12 protein-coding genes are annotated in these 15,872 nt (G+C 56.1%); 6 read left to right on the top strand and 6 right to left on the bottom strand.

Features of this window, described 5'->3' with window-relative positions:
• Positions 1–113: 113 nt before the first annotated feature.
• Entirely contained in the window at positions 114–1,502 is a 1,389-nt protein-coding gene (ccoG, locus tag B6S09_RS06975) for a cytochrome c oxidase accessory protein CcoG (protein WP_094277790.1), read from the top strand.
• A 13-nt stretch (positions 1,503–1,515) separates the two neighbouring features.
• Here ccoG and B6S09_RS06970 read toward each other — a convergent pair whose 3' ends face one another.
• The 4 genes from B6S09_RS06970 to B6S09_RS06955 form a co-directional block, all read right to left on the bottom strand.
• Positions 1,516–5,049 (bottom strand): bifunctional diguanylate cyclase/phosphodiesterase, encoded by a 3,534-nt coding sequence (locus tag B6S09_RS06970; protein ID WP_094277789.1) that lies wholly within the window; start codon positions 5,047–5,049, stop codon positions 1,516–1,518.
• A 227-nt stretch (positions 5,050–5,276) separates the two neighbouring features.
• On the bottom strand, positions 5,277–7,181 hold the full coding sequence (locus tag B6S09_RS06965; RefSeq protein ID WP_094277788.1) for a PhoX family protein: 1,905 nt from the start codon (positions 7,179–7,181) through the stop codon (positions 5,277–5,279).
• A 149-nt stretch (positions 7,182–7,330) separates the two neighbouring features.
• Positions 7,331–7,780, bottom strand: a complete 450-nt coding sequence (locus B6S09_RS06960) for a YMGG-like glycine zipper-containing protein (protein ID WP_094277787.1) — start codon at positions 7,778–7,780, stop codon at positions 7,331–7,333.
• Between the two features lie 192 nt (positions 7,781–7,972).
• Positions 7,973–9,079, bottom strand: coding sequence for a GNAT family N-acetyltransferase/peptidase C39 family protein (locus B6S09_RS06955; protein WP_094277943.1), 1,107 nt, complete (start codon positions 9,077–9,079; stop codon positions 7,973–7,975).
• Positions 9,080–9,219: 140 nt separating this feature from the next.
• Between B6S09_RS06955 and B6S09_RS06950 the strand changes: the two genes are divergently transcribed.
• The gene (locus B6S09_RS06950; RefSeq protein ID WP_094277786.1) at positions 9,220–10,725 is read left to right on the top strand and encodes a RimK family ATP-grasp domain-containing protein; all 1,506 of its coding nucleotides are present in this window, start codon (positions 9,220–9,222) and stop codon (positions 10,723–10,725) included.
• Between the two features lie 3 nt (positions 10,726–10,728).
• Here the strand turns inward: B6S09_RS06950 and msrB are convergent, their stop codons facing one another.
• Both msrB and msrA read right to left on the bottom strand, forming a co-directional pair.
• On the bottom strand, positions 10,729–11,199 hold the full coding sequence (gene msrB, locus B6S09_RS06945) for a peptide-methionine (R)-S-oxide reductase MsrB (RefSeq protein WP_094277785.1): 471 nt from the start codon (positions 11,197–11,199) through the stop codon (positions 10,729–10,731).
• A gap of 3 nt (positions 11,200–11,202) precedes the next feature.
• Complete coding sequence (gene msrA, locus B6S09_RS06940; RefSeq protein ID WP_094277784.1) at positions 11,203–11,817, bottom strand: peptide-methionine (S)-S-oxide reductase MsrA; 615 nt, start codon at positions 11,815–11,817, stop codon at positions 11,203–11,205.
• A 326-nt stretch (positions 11,818–12,143) separates the two neighbouring features.
• Here msrA and B6S09_RS06935 point away from each other — a divergent pair, with 326 nt between their 5' ends.
• From B6S09_RS06935 to B6S09_RS06915, 4 genes are all read left to right on the top strand, one after another.
• The gene (locus B6S09_RS06935) at positions 12,144–12,734 is read left to right on the top strand and encodes a hypothetical protein (RefSeq protein WP_094277783.1); all 591 of its coding nucleotides are present in this window, start codon (positions 12,144–12,146) and stop codon (positions 12,732–12,734) included.
• Between the two features lie 568 nt (positions 12,735–13,302).
• Positions 13,303–14,082 carry a TSUP family transporter gene (locus tag B6S09_RS06925; protein ID WP_094277781.1) on the top strand — a complete coding sequence of 260 codons (780 nt, stop codon included), beginning with the start codon at positions 13,303–13,305 and terminating at the stop codon, positions 14,080–14,082.
• Positions 14,083–14,084: 2 nt separating this feature from the next.
• Complete coding sequence (gene btuC, locus B6S09_RS06920) at positions 14,085–15,110, top strand: vitamin B12 ABC transporter permease BtuC (protein WP_094277942.1); 1,026 nt, start codon at positions 14,085–14,087, stop codon at positions 15,108–15,110.
• Entirely contained in the window at positions 15,097–15,840 is a 744-nt protein-coding gene (locus tag B6S09_RS06915) for an ATP-binding cassette domain-containing protein (RefSeq protein WP_094277780.1), read from the top strand. Before btuC ends, B6S09_RS06915 begins: the two co-directional genes overlap by 14 nt.
• Positions 15,841–15,872 lie beyond the last annotated feature (32 nt).

The raw sequence follows: 15,872 nt of genomic DNA, 5'->3' as shown, positions 1-15,872 counted from the left end.
CTGTTATAGCTTTTGTTACTGTGACTGTTTATGTCCGGGATATGACCGGCATGTTCTACTGCGTTATTTGCCGGCCCAGAGCAGGGCCGTAAACCACAACGCAAGTGAGCTTTATGAACGACACTTCATCTTCCCGCATCGACGTCAAAGTGTGTACTGAGACCACCCGGCCCCGAGACCAGGGCCATATCTATGTGCGTGCACAGCAGGGCCGGTGGCAGCGGCTACGCCGCCAGCTGAGCTGGGGCCTGATGTTACTGTTTCTGGCTGGTCCCTGGTTACGGTGGAACGGTAACCAGGCCATCTTGCTTGACTGGGAAGCCCAACGTTTTCATCTGTTCGGGATGACCATCTGGCCGCAGGATCTGACGCTGCTGGCGCTGTTGCTGATGGTGGCGGCGTTTGCCTTGTTTTTTATGACGGCCTGGCTGGGCAGGGTATGGTGTGGTTTTTTGTGCCCGCAAACAGTCTGGACGTTCTGGTTTATATGGGTGGAAGAAAAACTGGAAGGCAGTGCCAACCAGCGCCGCCATCGGGATCGGCAGCCGGCCAGTCTTGACTCCCGCTTGCGCAAAGGCGGCAAACACCTGATCTGGTCGCTGATCGCCTTGTTGAGTGGTTTTACCTTTGTAGCCTATTTCACCCCTGCCGGTGAGCTGGCGCAGGGGCTGGTGACGCTGTCGGCAGCACCCTGGCCGGTATTCTGGGTGGTATTGTTTGCGCTCTGTACCTACCTCAATGCGGGATGGATGCGCACCATAATGTGCACTCATATGTGTCCTTATTCGCGCTTTCAGTCTGCCATGTTCGACGCCAATACCCTGAGTGCTGCCTATGATGCGGGGCGGGGTGAGCAGCGGGGGCCCCGTTCACGCAAAAGCGATCACCGGGCGCAGGGGCTGGGTGACTGTATTGATTGTGAGCTGTGTGTGCAGGTGTGCCCGGCCGGCATCGATATTCGGGATGGCCTGCAATATGAGTGCATAAACTGCGGTGCCTGCATTGATGCCTGTGATCAAACCATGAACAAGATGGGGTATGCGCCGGGGCTTATCAGGTATGCCAGTGAAAATACCCTGGCCGGACGAGCAGCCGGGCGCTCCCGGTTCAAAATGCTGGGATATGGGGTGTTCACGGCGGCATTGCTGGCGTTGCTGGTGCTGACGGTGGCCAGCCGCACGCCTTTGGCACTGGAAGTGGTGCGTGACCGCCAGCAGCTTTACCGCGAGGCATTGGATGGCAGTATTGAAAACACCTTTACGCTTAAACTTGCGAACAAGAGCCAGCATGAACAGCTGGTGGTGCTGACGGCGGAAGGCCTGAATAACCCTGCCTGGCACGGGCCTCAACGGATTGTCCTGGAAGCGGGTAAAGTCATGGAAGTGCCGATCAGCCTGTCACTGGATGCGCCGGAGCCAGGTACTACTTCGCGGACGGTGGTGTTTGTGGCAACTACGGAGCGTCATCAGGTGCGTACCGACAGTCGTTTTCTTACCCCCTGAGGAGGACGGCCGGTCAGACGGTTCTTAATCTGGGCCGTATGCCGGCCGGATGATGAGAGCGGCTCGAGGGGGTTAACACCCGCTCCAGCTCGGCGGTCAGTTGTCGGTGCAGCTGACACAGCTCCTGAAATTCGTCCGATGCTTGCTGCTCCTGTCCGGCCTGATGGGAGGCATGCAGCCGGCTGGCCAGTTCGTGTAGCTGCTGATGCAGTCCCGACAAGCGGGTCAGCGGTGCCCGCTCTTCAGTAGAGCATTGCCGGTACCAGGTTTCAAAGCGGCTGTGCTCCCGGCTAAGTTGTGGCCATGGTGTTCCGGGGTGGTCAAGGGCACTACGCATGGATTCTATCCAGGCCATCTGCTCAATGCCCGCGTATAGCAATGGCAGCATGTTTCTGTCTGTTTTGGCGAGGCTGGCCCAGTGAGGGGCCGGCTTCCAGGCTGAAGCCCACTTGGGAATGTCGGCGGCCGGCATAGGGTGGGCAATACCATACCCCTGAGCCAGCTCGCAGCCGATCCGCAGCAGCATATCTCCGTGTTGTATGGTTTCTACACCTTCGGCAATGACACTACGGCCAAAGGCCCGGGCCAAGCTGATCACACCGTCAAGAATGGTTAAATCTTCCGGATCTTCCAGAATATCGCGTACAAAACTTTGGTCTACTTTCACCATACCGGCAGGCAGCTGTTTCAGGTAGGTGAGAGACGAGTATCCGGTGCCAAAGTCATCAAGAGAAATATTCAGGCCCAATTGCCGGCAGCGGCGCAGGCGTTCGGAAATTTGTGCCAGATCACCCAGGGTACTGGTTTCCAGTACTTCCAGCTCAAGCCAGGCCGGATTAATGTCCGGGTAGTGGCCCAGCAGTTGCTGCAGTCGTTCCACAAAGTCACTCTGGCGCAGCTGGCGTGCTCCCAGGTTGACGCTGACAACCAGCTCAAGTCCCTGATTCCGCCATTCCCGGATCTGTTGCAGGGCAGCGTCAATGACCCAGTTGCCCACTTCAATGGCCATCGGATGTTCTTCAATAGCGGGTAAGAAATGAGCCGGTGTAAGCAGTCCCTGCTGTGGATGCTGCCAGCGAATCAAAGCCTCGGCGCCGACCAGCTGGCCGGTGCGCATATTGACCTTGGGCTGGTAGTAAAGCACAAATTCGCCGTTATGCAGGGCATGGCGAATGTGCTCCAGGCTCTCATGGTGAGTGCGCATGTCCCTGTCCTGTTCGGTATCGAACAGATGATAGCGGTTTTTACCCGACAGCTTGGCCTGATACATGGCCTGATCGGCCTGGCGCAGTAATTGGTCCGGCTCCAGCTCTTCGGGCTGAGGGTAAAAGGTTACCCCCAGGCTGGCGGTGACCTTCAGCTCGAGTCCATCCATATCAACCGGTTTTGCTGCCGCCTGCAGCAGGCGGCTAAGCTGAGGCTTGCAGTGATGTGTATCCTTGAGATCCAGTAAAATAGCCACAAATTCGTCCCCCCCCACTCTGGCAAGGGTGTCGCCTTCCCGGATAACGTCTTTCATGCGGGCGGCAACCGTCATCAGTAACTTATCGCCAGCATTATGGCCGTGGGTATCGTTAATGGCCTTGAAACCGTCGAGATCCAGATAGGCGACGGCCAGGCATTGCTGATGGCGGCGAGCCTGACTCATGGCTTGGTTAAGACGGTCAGACAGCAGTACCCGGTTGTGCAGTTTGGTGAGTGGATCAAAATGTGCCAGCTGACGCAGTTGCTGTTCGCTGTTTTTAAGCAGGGTGATATCGGTCCTGATGCCGATCAGGCCAATAATTTCCTGTTGTTCGGGATCATCAAAAATAGGGGTTTTCACGTCCATATAAACGATACGCCGACCATCTTTTCCCATAATTTCGACTTCTTCGGAAAGGGATTCGCCGGCAAGCACCCGGTTATCTGACTCGCGTAACGCATGGGCAACTTCGGATGAAAAAAACTGCTCGTCCTGGCCGCCAATCAGGGTGGTGCTGTTGCAGCCAAACTGCTCCAGGGCCGCCCTGTTGGCATAGATGTAGCGAAAGCGGCTGTCTTTCATGTAGATAAAGGAGGAGACGTGATCCAGCGCCTCCCGGAAATGCCGGGTCTGATTATTGGCTGACTTAAGGGCCAGCTCAGCCTCTTTGCGATAGGTCATGTCGGTAATGACGCCACACCAGTTGGTGGCACCACTTTCTTCCCGCTGGGGCAGGGCGTCACCCTGTAACCAGCGCGTGCGGCCATCATTACTTGTTATTCTGAATTCATGCCGCCATGGGGTAAGCGTGTGGGCAGAATGATGCATTGAGTTAATCAGTTCTTCCATGTCGTCACTATGTACAGCATCAAAGACAGGCGCTGCATTTTTTTTCACTTGTTCAGGGTGAATGCCATACAGCCGGTGAATACCGTCGCTGGCATAGGGAAAGCTGCTGTGCCCGTTGCTTTGCAGACGAAACTCAAAAATCATGCCCGGTACGCGGCTGGCGATGGTTTTAAAGCGGTTCTCGAGCTGATTAAAACGGGTTTCTTGCCGGCGGATATCTTCGGACAGTTGCTCGGCAAGCTGCGTGGCCCGGATACGGGTATTCAGGGAAGTGCGGAGTAATAATACCAGCAGCAGCGTCAGCGCAAAGCCTGCCGTCAGGGTCAGTAGGGTAGGGACATTATCGGTAAAGGCGGCAGGCTTCAGGCTGTCCAGTACCAGCAGCCACTGGTGTCCGTTGAGATCGATGACCCTTTGTTGCTGCAACGGAGAAACGGTGTCGGCGGCTTCTCCCTGCTGATAGACCAGAGCTGCGGGCGCAGCATTGTTGCCGTCATAAACCTTCACGCTGAGCCACTGGCTATGCGGATGTGGTAAACCGGTCAGTATATTGCTGAGCATGTCGTTCACATTCATGATGGCAAACACCCAGCCATACAATGCCTGCTCTGCCTGACCGGATTCTTTAAAGACGGCATCAAACAGCACCATGACAGAAGGCGTGCCGGTTGCCGTATGCAGCTTGCCCGACATGATGGTTTTTTTTGTTTCGGCTGCCCGCTCCATGGCCAGGCGAAGCGGTGGTTTTGTGAGTAAATCCAGCCCCGAGGGCAGGCTCGCAATATTGTTAAGGTTAGCCTGATATAACACGTAGCCGTAATTGTCGCGTTTGCCGGGCGGGGAAATGGTATAGCCGGCAATATTGTTTTTCTTCAGGGTGGCATTATGAGTATGGCGTTCCTGTTCGCTAATAAAGCGGGCAAACCCCAGGCTGTCTATTCCGTCCAGGGATTGACCGCTTTTGATGCGAGCGGCAAATTGTTGCCAGTCGGCAGGTGTGACCATGGTGGAAGCGTTAAATAAAGCGGCACTGCTGCGGGTGAGCAGGCTATAACCGGACAGGCGTTCCCGCAGCTTGAGCGTGAGCCTGTCTGCCAGTGTGGAAAACTCCTGAACTGCGCGTTCATCCTGTTGCTGTTTCTGACTCAGTGCTGCGACAGAGGTAAATGTCAGCCCGCCGGCGAGCACAAGCCAGGAAATAGAGTGCAGAGCAAAGGTGCTGAGTCGTGACATGGCCGCTGCTTGTTGTCTTAAAATGGTTTTTTAAAAGGTTAGCAAGCCGGCAGCAAAAAGGAGAAGGAAACGGCAGATAATTGTGTCTGCCCTGAGTCGTACAACATGGCTGAAACTTTGGTGTTAACCCTGAGCGGAGATGCCGGTGACAGATCAATAAAAAAGGTTGGGACTCATCAGTCCCAACCTTTTGTTGTCTGCTGCCGGAATGGAGCCCCGGCAGTGGATCAGGCGCCGATCATACCGCCGTCCTCACGGGTGATGATCATCACGCTGGAGCGGGGAGTGCGGTTGCCGCCAAAGGGGAAATGAGAGCCGGCCATTTCTTCGCCCGGGTGCTGCACGCCCACAAACATGGTGCGCTGATCCGGCGTGAAGGTCAGGCCAGTGATTTCACAGGCCACCGGACCGGTCAGGAAACGTTTGATCTCACCGGTATGGGGATCGGCACACAGCATCTGGTTGTTGCCCTGGCCGGCAAAGTTACCCTCGTTGGAGTAATTGCCATCGGTCTGAATCCACAACCGGCCGGCTTTGTCAAAACCAATTCCATCCGGGCTGTTGAACATATTGTCGGCAGTGATATTGGCCGAGCCGGCATAGAGGGTGCCCGGGTGGACCGTGGGGTTGCCTGCCAGTACAAACAGATCCCAGTCAAACTCATTGGTGGTGTGCTGACCACCAGCGGGTTTCCAGCGCAGGATCTGACCATAGTGGTTTTCGGCGCGGGGGTTGGGGCCATCAACCGGCTGGTTATCTTTTACGCCACGGTTCTTATTGTTGGTAAGGGTACAGAACACAACGGGCTCGCTGGGATGCGCGGCTACCCACTCAGGACGGTCCATGGTTGTTGCACCAACCTGAGTGGCGGCCATACGGGCATGAATGAGGATATCAGCCTGGCTGGCAAAGCCGTTCTCGGCGGTCAGGCCGTTTTTACCATGGGTCAGCTCCAGCCACTCGCCTTTGCCCTTGAGTTCGCCGTCTTTGTCTGCGTGGAAGCGGGCTACATACAGGGTGCCTTCCTCCAGCAGCTCCCGGTTGGCAGCCATGTTGTCGGGGTTGTACTTGCCCTTACTGACAAAGCGATACAGATGCTCACCGCGCTCGTCATCACCCAGATACACGACCACATGGCCATTGTCGGCGATAACCAGCTCGGCATTTTCATGCTTGAACCGGCCCAGTGCCGTGCGTTTTACCGGGACTGAATCGGGATCTTTCGGATCGATTTCCACTACCCAGCCAAAGCGGTTGGGCTCGTTGGGGTTTTCGGCCAGATCAAAACGGGTATCGTGCTGATGCCATTTCCAGCCGGCACCCTCATGGCCAATACCGTAGCGGGCCATGGCGGGAGTAATGTCGGCATTGCCGGGGCTGCCGAAGTAGCCGTTGAAGTTTTCTTCGCAGGTCAGGTAGGTGCCCCAGGGGGTCATGCCGTTGGCACAGTTGTTAAAGGTACCCAGGGCGCGTTCGCCTTTGGGATCGGCGGCGGTTTTCAGCAACTCGTGGCCTTTGGCCGGACCGCTGATGGCCATGGGAGTATTGGCGTGAATACGGCGGTTGTATTTGCCGTCTTTAACCAGCTGCCAGCGACCGTTCTGCTTTTTCAGGGTCAGCACAGACACACCGTGAGCGGCCTGGGCATATTTCACGTCCTGCGCGCTCATGTTATCGCCCTGATGGGCGAACATCAGCTCGTAGTTACAGTATTCGTTATTGACCGCCAGAATGGCGTTGTTGTCATCGATGGCAAAGAAGCTCATGCCATCATTGTTGTCACCAAACTGACCTGCCTGGGCATCGGCGGTGTTGCCGCTGTCTTTGAATTCAGGCACAGCGTCAAACAACACGTCACCCCAGGACACCAGTCGCTCGGCTTTATAGCCTTCAGGCACGATAAAAGCGTCGTCGGTACTGGTCGCGACCGGTTTAAAGCCGAGCAGGGGGCTGCTGGTTGCGGCAGCAACCGCGCGGGATAAAGGAGTGGTTGCAAAAAAGGCAGCGGCACCCAGGGCAGCAGCGCCACCCAAAAAGCGGCGGCGGCTCAGGCTTTTTTCTACCATCTGGGTAAATTCGGGAACCTCATTACGGGGATGGTTCAGCTCGTCCTGACGATCAAAGCGGCTCATTTTATTATTTTCCTTTGCTCACAGCAGGTTAATGATATTTACCGCGTATGCTGACGAGTGGATATGACAGTATGATAACAGCAGGATGACAGTGTGATGACGAGGCCCGGGATCAAACAAGGCAGCCGGTGGCTGCCTGTGCATCGGGGTTAATCGTCCCAGTCCCGGCGATGCTTGCGCTTGTGTTTGTAGTAATGTTTGCGCTTGCCATGATAATGATGACGAACTTCGCGGTGTCCGTCACCGGAGCTGGCTCCCAGCGCCGAGCCGGCGGCACCGCCCACGCCGGCACCAATCAGCTGTCCGCTGTCGCCGCCCACATTTCTGCCCAGTGCGGCACCTCCCAGGGCACCTACGGCCCCCCCCAGTGCGGCTTCGTTTTTATTACCGCGGTCGGCGGTGGCAGCCCCGCCGGCGGCACCTCCCAGGGCAGCACCGACCAGCGCACCAGTATCACCGCCCATCTGTTTGCCCAGCAGGGCACCGGCCACACCGCCGGCACCACCACCAATGATGGTATTGAGCGATTCGCCGGCCGTGGCCGTATTGATGCCAAGCAGCATCGGCAACATCACAATCGCACAGGTCTTTTTAAGCATGGCTGTCTCACTCAGCAGTTAAATCTGCCCAGTAACATAGCGGCTTTTTTAGCTAAGGGAAGGGGGCCTCGGGGTGCCAGTGGTGGCTTCACTTGAGTTTAATTTTATTTTAAGTTTCTGTTTTTACATTGGTTTTGTTCTTTTTTATGGATGAGGCGCGACCAAAGCTGACCGACAGCTACTGACCCATGCTTACGTATTGGCCACCCATACCAGCGCCCGCAGCGCGTTTTGTCCATAGCGGGCCAGGCGATCAAAACGCTGGCGGGCAATGGGCAAATATTGCTTGTCGACCGGGCTTTCACCGGCATCGTCGTCAATATCCGGATCGTGAATATAAACGAATTCTTTGTCCATGGCGCATACCAGCACCCAGTGCGGTGCCTTGCGCCCGTCCAGGTGATAGGTACTGATCAGCACCAGTGGTAACCGGCTTTGATTCAGCCCCTGTTCCAGCTGGTCAAGGGTAAAATGTTCATGGCTGGGCACGATGCCCGCCTGTTCCAGGTTGCCCAGGAACTGTTGGTGTACCCGCTCCAGTACCTGTTTTTTACCGGGGCTGCGCACACTGCTGACAAACAGCGGGCCCTGCTGATTGAGCACCAGCTGCACGGCAAATCCCCGCCGATGTGCAGCCAGTGCCAGGCCATGAGGCCCGCAGCCACCATGCCCCTGGGTCATAAAAATAGTGGTGGCCTCACGCCACAGCTGCAGTTCCAGATCCGGTTCGGATGCCTGTTGGGGGGCCAGGCTGCTCATGGCCATCATCAGTGATGCCGGACCGCAGGTGAATTCGGTGGTCTGGCGGTAGTAAGGGACGGCACGGCTGCCTGCCAGAGGATGATAATGATGAATGCGTTTCTGGTAGCGCAGGGCGCTGCCATGATCTTCGTAGTAATCGTGATAAATACCAAACTGGCGATATCCCAGCCGCTGGTACAGGTTTTGCGCAGCGATATTGTCGGTGCGGACTTCAAGCCGCATAAAGACGGCAGAACGCGCTTGTGCGGCCGTTTCGGCGGCTTCAAGCAGGGCGCGGCCCAGCCCCAGTCCCTGAGCATCCGGAGCGACGGCGACGGAGTAAATGCGGGCAAGGTGGGTATTGCGGCGAAACAGGAGCAGCACATAGCCAGATAACGCATTATTCAATTCGGCCACCAGCAGCACATCCTGCGGGTGCTCAATAAAGCGTAAAAAACTGCGTCGGCTGACCCTGTCCTGTTCAAAACAGCGGGCTTCCAGGCTCAGCAGGGCGGTGATGTCGGAACGCAGGGCAGGGCGGATAACAGGCGCGGACATAATGCACCCGGGGATAAAGGAGGAATGCTTCAACATACGATAATTTTTCCCCTTCGGCGAGAAAATTTCACCGTATTCCGTGGGGTTTAGGCATAGATTAGGAAGCACAAAAAACAGCGAATCAAGCAAGGATATTTTCGATGACACAACTGGTTCTGGTGGTGGATGAACTCAGCGCCTGGGCACCGTATTTCCCCAGTGAAAACCTGGTGGACTTTCAGACTTACCTCAAACAGCTGCCGGTGAAGAATGCGCCCCGTACTCGGGTAATCAACCTGTGCCATACCGGCAAATACCTGTCTAACGGGTATTACTGTTCGTTATTGGCAGAAGCCCGGGGGCAGCATGTAATCCCGTCGGTATCTACGCTTAATAACCTGCGTAACAAGGGGTTGTTTGCGTTTGGTTTCGATGGTGTCTCCCAGGCGCTGGAAGCACACTTCGGCGAGCAGGAAGCGGGCACCAGGCTGAAGATTAAAAGCTGTTTTGGCCAGAGCGCCGTGCCGGGGCTGGAAGGCCTGTGCCGGGAGCTGTTTGAGCGGTTGCCATGCCCTATTCTGGAACTGACTTTCAAGCGCCGCAGTCGTTGGGAGCTGACCGGTCTGGGCACACTGTCGCCGGGCGAGCTGACAGAGCAGGAAGAAGATGTGTTTGCCGGTGCTCTCGACAAATATTCCCGCATTATCTGGCGCAAGCCCAAATCGACAAAACGTTACCGTTACGATCTGGCAGTGCTGGTGAACCCTGATGAGGCACTGCCGCCATCCGATGCCGGTGCACTGAAGCGGTTTGTTCGTGCCGGTGAGCGGGCCGGGGTGAACGTGGAGATGATTACCCGCAAGGACTATCAGCGGCTGGCGGAATACGACGGCCTGTTTATTCGTGAGACCACCGCCATTGACCATCATACCTTTCGTTTTGCCCAGAAAGCAGAGCACGAAGGCCTGGTGGTGATCGACTCGCCCGATTCCATTTTGCGCTGTGCCAACAAGGTATTTCTGGCAGAAAGCTTTGCCAGGCACGGGGTGCCCACGCCCAAAACCCTGATGGTCAACCCGAAACAGAAAGGGGCTGACAGCTGGCTGGAAGCGGAGTTGGGCTACCCTCTGGTGCTGAAAATACCCGACGGGGCCTTTTCACGGGGTGTATACCGGGTGACCAGCAGGGAGCAACTGACAGAAACCCTTGGCAAGTTACGGAGTGCGTCAGCTCTGGTGCTGGCGCAGGAGTATTTTTTCACCGAGTTTGACTGGCGCATCGGTGTGCTGAATCACCAGCCCATTTTTGCCTGTAAATATTTTATGGTGAAAGGGCACTGGCAGATTTACCGTCATCACGATGGCAAAGAGGCAGACTCCGGTGGGTTTGTCACGCTGCCGACTCATGAGGCTCCACCGGCTGTGATTAATGCCGCGCTGAAGGCGGTCAAACCCATCGGCGACGGCCTGTACGGTGTCGACATTAAGGAAGGCAAGGGCCGGGTGGCGGTGATTGAAGTGAACGACAACCCCAACATCGACCACGGGGTGGAAGATGTGTTTCTTAAAGACCGGCTCTACGACATGGTCATCGAGGATTTTGTGCGCCGGTTTGAAAAAGACAGGGAGGCCGTCGTTGCCAGAAAAGGCCGGCGTGACGGCCGGTGAGTATTATAAAAAGCCGGTTTCGCCCCGTTTGAGAGGATCCGGCTTGGCATCGCCGCTGGCACAAAAGCCCAGCGAAGCGGAGTTCAGGCAGTAGCGCAGGCCGGTGGGCGGCGGGCCATCGGGGAAGACGTGCCCCAGATGGCAGTCGCAGCGGGCACAGCGAATTTCCACCCGGCGCATGCCGTGGCTTATATCTGCCAGTTCGCGAATATGATCAGGATGATAGGGCGCATAGAAGCTGGGCCAGCCGGATCCCGACTCGAACTTGCAGGCGGACGAAAACAGCGGCAGAGCGCACAACCGGCAGATGTAGCTGCCTTCCTCATGGTTATCAAGCAAGCCGCCACAAAAGGGGGGCTCTGTGCCCTGGCTCAGCAGAATGCGGCGTTCTTCCGGGCTCAGCTGTTCGGCCAGAGCCTGCAGCTGAGCCTGGCCAGGTGCTGAAAGATCATACGGGCTGGGAGTCTGGGCCATGATTCAGATGTCCTTTTTCAACCGGTTTTTATAGTAGTGATGCACCTTGGCTACCTTGGGCTGAGCCACGGCGGCGATATAGGGCTGGTTCGGGTTCCGGGCCGCATAGTCCTGATGATAGTCCTCGGCCGGATAGAAGATATCCAGCGGCTCCAGGGTTGTGACAATGGGCCGTTTGAAAGCACCGGCCTGCTCCAGCCGGGCAATATAGTCTTCCGCCAGCTCCCGCTCCTGCTCGTCTTGCCAGAAGACGGCTGAGCGGTACTGAGTACCGGTATCATTTCCCTGACGATTAAGCTGGGTGGGATCGTGAGCGATACCGAAAAATACCTTCAGCAGGGTGGCAGGGCCGATCAGGGCACTGTTGTAGCTGATGCGAATGGCTTCTGCATGCCGGGTGGTGCCGGTGCAGACTGCTTCATAATTTGCATTTTGTGCTTCGCCACCGGCATAACCGGATATGACATCCATCACACCGTCGAGCTGGCGATAGACGGCTTCAGTGCACCAGAAACAGCCACCGGCCAGTATCAGGCTGCGTTCACCCGTGTTATGGAAGGCACTGTCGTCGATATCGGGAAAATCGCTGGGCAGCAGACCCAGAACGGAATCTGTCATCGTTAACTGTCTCCTAGGTAGGCATGGGCCTAAGTTATCACAGCGTGAGCCCGGGACAAGAGTGCATGGGGAATTGGAGGGTGTGATAGGGCGGTAAATGCCAGCGACGAGGTGGGTCCTGAGTCAGGCAAAACGCCGGTAAGAGCCGGGTTTTCAGATTATAAGTAAATATCAAAAAAAGAGCATGAAATGGAAATGATTTGCGTTTCTTTTTATAGAGTTTTTGCTATTGTTTATATATTCTTCAATGTTCTGAAAAACATTTTCAATATCAAGTACCCGAATAAATAGGACGCTGTGCCGTCTCGGCAACGGGATCGGGCCTGATGGTACCTGAGCAGGATGCGATCCGGCTGATGGTCGACAGCCGGGGAACCCTTGCCAACATACTGGTACTCGAAGGCAAGGAAGCTGAGTCTGGCGCTCTGTTTTATCGGCAGGATATCGAGGATTATAACAATATGCGAATGACCGATCTGGATGTAGAAGCAGAAAAAATAGTGCAAGAAAACAGGCTTTTTATGGCGCTTGTTGGTAAATCCAGTATTTTTGCGATGGTCTTTATTCTTCTGGGGGACGAAGTAAAAAGCTTGGGGTTAAGCAGTGATGTAATGAATTATATAGATATATGGCTGTCCTTTTCCATTATCTGTCTTTGTGTAATGGGAACCTCAATCAGCTCATTTGTTCAAGGGAAGTTTGATGGACAGAGAGAAATAAAAGAAACAGAAAGTAAAGCAAGAATTTTTTTGGAGTATGCCTTCTATATTGGGATGATGATATCAGGGGGGCTGTTACTCAGCGTGGTGCCCGAGTTTTATGAGGAAACATATACTTCCATAACCTGTGGCTTTGTGCTGGCAGGAGCAGGGTTCTCCCTGTTTTACTGGAACCTCAGGCTGCGTATAAAAGGGTAATTCCAGCGGTGAATACGCGTTAGTTATTATTGTGAGTACTTGCAACTCCGGATTTTTGATATGTGTAATGTAGATAATGAGCTTTTGTGTAATCTTGCCAAAACCGACGGGCTGTGGATCTTTTGCTTCGCGATAGCAGCATCAACCCTTCTCAGTCTGGCCTACCGGCTTTCCATTGCGATGTACGTTTTTATAACAGGTAATAAGGGAAGCATGTCTCATAAAAAGCTTCATTTCTTTTTCGTTGCCTTTTGTATTGCCATTTCAGGAGCAGTAAGAGACTTCATTTTAAAGTAAGCAGCGTTGGTGAGGCAGTTTGGCTAAGGGGGATCCGGACATGTTCACCCGCGATGATGTTTACCCGGTATCTGGCAGAGCGATAGCAGTATAGCCGGGCAAGAGAACGAACATGTTATGGTCGGCCCGGGTGTTAACGTCTTCGGGCCAATCGACGCAAACGACCGGTCGTTTGCGTTATCACAGTCAAAGGCCGGGGCAAGGCTCACTGTTTCCTGAAGGCGCATCCTGTTAATCTTGGCACCCTTCATTCTTTTGAGTCCTGCATATCATGGAACTGGATTTACTTACCCTGGGGTTACTGGCACTGGCGGCGTTGCTGGCAGGCTTTATCGACGCCATTGCCGGCGGTGGTGGCCTGATCACGGTGCCGGCGTTGCTGGCCACCGGCATGCCGCCCACCATGGCACTGGCCACCAATAAGTTGCAAGGCTGCTTTGGTTCTTTTTCGGCATCTGTTTATTACCTCCGCCGTGGCCTTATTGACTGGCGCAATATGAAATGGGCCGTGGTCTGTACCTTTGTGGGGAGTGTGCTGGGTACCCTGCTGGTGCAGTATATTGATGCCTCAGTGCTGGAAAAGGTACTGCCTTTTTTGCTGGCGGTATTTGCCCTGTATTTTTTGTTTTCGCCCCGTATTGGAGATGAAGACCGCCAACGCCGGCTGGGGGTTATTCCGTTTGCGTTGCTGGTTGGCACCGGTGTGGGTTTTTATGACGGCTTTTTTGGCCCGGGGGCTGGCTCTTTCTTCGCGCTCGGTTTTATTGCGCTGGCCGGTTACAGCATGGGCAAGGCCACGGCTCACACCAAGGTACTGAATTTTACCTCCAATATTGCGTCGTTATTGTTTTTCATCCTGGGCGGCCAGGTGGTGTGGGTGGCCGGGCTGGCCATGGCCGGTGGCCAGTTCCTGGGGGCGCGGCTGGGTTCTAACATGGTGGTGACCAAAGGCACCCGCATTATTCGTCCCATGCTGGTCACGGTGTCACTGATCATGTCGGTACGGCTGCTGTGGCAGCAATACCCGCAATGGTTCAGCTGGATCAGCTGAATATGAGTGCCCACAGGAATGGACTGCACGGCCTGTTTGGTGCTCAGCAACGGCGTTATCGCCGCTGGTTGCTAAGCCTTGCGGTGGTGCTGATGGCTGCCGTCGTACTCAGCCTGCAGTCCGGTGCCGTAGGCGTGGGGCTGGATGTGCTGTGGCGGCCGGTGTCGGCGCTGGAGCAGCAGGTGTTCTGGCAGTTACGTCTGCCGCGTACTCTGTTGGCAGTGCTGGTAGGGGCCAGTCTTGCGCTGTGTGGGGCCGTGTTGCAGGTGCTGCTGCACAACCCGCTGGCAGAGCCCGGGCTGATAGGTATTTCCAGCGGTGCCAGCCTGGCGGCAGTATTAACCTTGTCACTGGCAGCATGGCTGGGCTGGCATTTGCCCCACTGGGGGGTGTCGCTGTCCGCCTTTGCCGGCGCGCTGGTGGTGACTTTGCTGCTGATGCTGTTGTCCCGGCGTCGGCTCGGGCAGGGAGCGCTGCTACTGTTTGGAGTGGCGGTGGGCATTTTTGCCAATGCCATTCTTACCTGGTTGTTGTATCTGGCCGACGATGCCTCGCTGCGCACGTTTCTGTTCTGGATGATGGGCAGCCTGGGCTATGGTCAGCGCCTGCCCTGGGGCTGGTGGCTGCCGGCGATTTTTGCGTTGTTGTGGCTGGTGCGCCAGGGGCGCCGGCTGGATCTGCTGGCACTGGGGGAGCAACAGGCCCGGTTGCAGGGGCTGAATGCTCACCAATTGCGGCCCCGTCTGGTGCTGGCGGTGTGCCTGCTTACCGCGTTCAGTGTGGCCATGTCCGGCGTCATTGGTTTTGTTGGGCTGCTCGTGCCGCATTTGCTGCGGCTGCTGGCCGGTGGCCGCCAGCGCTTTCTGTTACCGGCCTCGGCGCTGGCCGGTGCCGCCCTGCTGGTGCTGGCTGATGTACTGGCCCGGCAAACGCTGGTAAGTGGTGAGCTGCCGATTGGGGCGGTGACGGCGACGCTGGGAGCACCGGTATTTGTCTGGTTATTGGTGAAACGCCATGCTGACGCTTGATGCGCTTAATGTCAGTGATCGGGTCGGGCCGGTAAGCGGTTGCCTGGCTGCCGGGCGTCTGACTTTGCTGGCCGGTCCCAACGGCAGCGGCAAGTCGAGTCTGCTGCTGGCGACGGCCGGACTGCTGGCTGCCGAAGGCCATGTGCAGCTTGACGGTGAGCGGATGGATTTGTTGGATCTGACCGAGCTGGCCCGCTATCGCGCCATGCTGGTACAGCATTCCGTTTTGCCGGCAGGGCTGAAAGGGTATGAGCTGCTGGCGTTGGGAATACAGGGGGAGGTCAGTGAGGCTGCCTGTGAGCAAATGGCATGGCTAAGCGGTTTTCTGAAACTGGATTCCCTTTATGCCCGGCCGTTGTCGGCGCTGTCCGGCGGTGAACAGCAACGGTTATTGATTGCCAAAACACTGCTTCAGGTCTCTCCCCGGCTTAACCCCAGCGGTCGTGTGTTGCTGCTGGATGAGCCGCTGGCCGGGCTCGACTGGCAACATCAGCTGACCACCTTGCGGTTATTGCGCCACTATGCCGGGCTGGGCCTGACGGTGGTTGCCTCCATTCACGATATCAACCTGGCCGCTCAGTTCGGTGATGACATCTGGTGCCTGCATCAGGGGCGGCTGGTAGCCTACGGCGGCCCCGAGGTGCTCACACCCGAGCTTGTTGCTGAGGTATTTGAGGTGAAGGTGAAGCTGCTGGAGCAGGATGGACAGCGGTTGCTGTTACCGGAATAGAGCCGGAAGTCGTGCTGAACGGGGCTCCGGCG

It is taken from the genome of Oceanimonas baumannii (assembly GCF_002245495.1).
Lineage (GTDB): Bacteria > Pseudomonadota > Gammaproteobacteria > Enterobacterales > Aeromonadaceae > Oceanimonas > Oceanimonas baumannii.
This window is presented reverse-complemented; position numbering and strand designations above follow the sequence as displayed.

What these genes read in the sequence shown, in the direction of transcription:
- B6S09_RS06955 (WP_094277943.1), bottom strand. Translation starts at nt 9,079, where the DNA reads ATGTCCGCGCCTGTTATCCGCCCTGCCCTGCGTTCCGACATCACCGCC.
- B6S09_RS06970 (WP_094277789.1), bottom strand. Translation starts at nt 5,049, where the DNA reads ATGTCACGACTCAGCACCTTTGCTCTGCACTCTATTTCCTGGCTTGTG.
- ccoG (WP_094277790.1), top strand. Translation starts at nt 114, where the DNA reads ATGAACGACACTTCATCTTCCCGCATCGACGTCAAAGTGTGTACTGAG.
- B6S09_RS06965 (WP_094277788.1), bottom strand. Translation starts at nt 7,181, where the DNA reads ATGAGCCGCTTTGATCGTCAGGACGAGCTGAACCATCCCCGTAATGAG.
- btuC (WP_094277942.1), top strand. Translation starts at nt 14,085, where the DNA reads ATGAGTGCCCACAGGAATGGACTGCACGGCCTGTTTGGTGCTCAGCAA.
- B6S09_RS06950 (WP_094277786.1), top strand. Translation starts at nt 9,220, where the DNA reads ATGACACAACTGGTTCTGGTGGTGGATGAACTCAGCGCCTGGGCACCG.
- B6S09_RS06915 (WP_094277780.1), top strand. Translation starts at nt 15,097, where the DNA reads ATGCTGACGCTTGATGCGCTTAATGTCAGTGATCGGGTCGGGCCGGTA.
- msrB (WP_094277785.1), bottom strand. Translation starts at nt 11,199, where the DNA reads ATGGCCCAGACTCCCAGCCCGTATGATCTTTCAGCACCTGGCCAGGCT.
- B6S09_RS06935 (WP_094277783.1), top strand. Translation starts at nt 12,144, where the DNA reads ATGGTACCTGAGCAGGATGCGATCCGGCTGATGGTCGACAGCCGGGGA.
- B6S09_RS06925 (WP_094277781.1), top strand. Translation starts at nt 13,303, where the DNA reads ATGGAACTGGATTTACTTACCCTGGGGTTACTGGCACTGGCGGCGTTG.
- B6S09_RS06960 (WP_094277787.1), bottom strand. Translation starts at nt 7,780, where the DNA reads ATGCTTAAAAAGACCTGTGCGATTGTGATGTTGCCGATGCTGCTTGGC.
- msrA (WP_094277784.1), bottom strand. Translation starts at nt 11,817, where the DNA reads ATGACAGATTCCGTTCTGGGTCTGCTGCCCAGCGATTTTCCCGATATC.